The 1,143-nt window shown below is 28.9% G+C and carries 1 protein-coding gene; it reads right to left on the reverse strand.

Translation table 11 applies throughout. The features are described from left to right. Positions 1–85: 85 nt before the first annotated feature. Positions 86–949: a rolling circle replication-associated protein gene (locus QI30_RS18800; protein WP_126992076.1), complete on the reverse strand. Its 864-nt coding sequence runs from the start codon at positions 947–949 to the stop codon at positions 86–88. Positions 950–1,143: the final 194 nt, after the last annotated feature.

Raw genomic sequence — 1,143 nt, forward strand, 5'->3', positions numbered from 1 at the left:
CCTCTCATAAATTAATGTTTTCTCAAGTTGTATTTCTTTAATTTTATATGAGTTATTTTAAAAAAAATACAGTGTTTTTTCGTGTTTATTCGACATTTACACTACAAACACTATAAAAAATAGGTGTTCCAGTGAATTTGTTTTTATAATGGCTTCTAAATGTTGGATCTGCCCCATTTTTGAATTTTCCCCTTAGAAACTCCATTGCTTCATCTCCAACTAGCTCTAATGGCTTCTCTAAACCCTTAGAACAGTGGTAAATCTTTTCCCCTAATAAACGTTCATCTGCGCTAGCTTTATTCATGTACTTCACCATATATCCTGTGATTTTAGAAATATCATAAATATCTTTTACCTCTGCTTTCCCTAAGCCCCATTTCTCCTCTAAAACTCCTTGCGTTATATCTAGATTAACAATCATATGATAATGAATCGCTCCTCTTTCTTGAAACTCTATTACATCAATAAATTTAAGCTCTTCATTTTTACATAATCTACGCAATTTTTTCTTGAAGTTTTTTAATGCTTTATTGGCTTCTTTTACATCAGTTATATTCTTTTCAAATGTTAAAGTAATGAATTTATCGCCGTTAGAAAAATTGGCTTTGATAAGTCTTTTAACAGTATTTCTAGCTCTGATATTACTCTTAGCTCTTGATTTTAGTCGTTCTTCAGGTGTCTTGTTGTCATTTTTAGAGTAGCTACGTCTGTATTTACCTGTATCACTACTTGATAAATCTCTTAATTGGATAGGTGTTATATGAAAGTATACTTCTACACTGTCACCACTTACATATACCTTTGTTGAATAAGATTTAGAATTTTTCAAAGTTCTTGCTAAATTTGTAGCCTTTTCTTCTACTTCTGCAAGTTCCTGTTTTATATCCCATAAAGCATCCTGCTCATCTAGAGGTATATTTTCATAAATTTCTTCTGATTGTGAATTCATAATTATTTACTTCACTCCTTTGTTAAATTAATAAATTATTCAAATTTTAATTACTATGGTTCTTTTATGTAAGGTAAATAATAACAAGGTAATTACATAAAAGTACCGCTCTTTTTTTCACCCAAAACTCCTGAATATTTTTATGTATTTATTTAACTTATTATGCAAAAATATACTTATACATATTTTATAGA

Source organism: Candidatus Kurthia intestinigallinarum (assembly GCF_003991225.1).
GTDB lineage: Bacteria > Bacillota > Bacilli > Bacillales_A > Planococcaceae > Kurthia > Kurthia populi.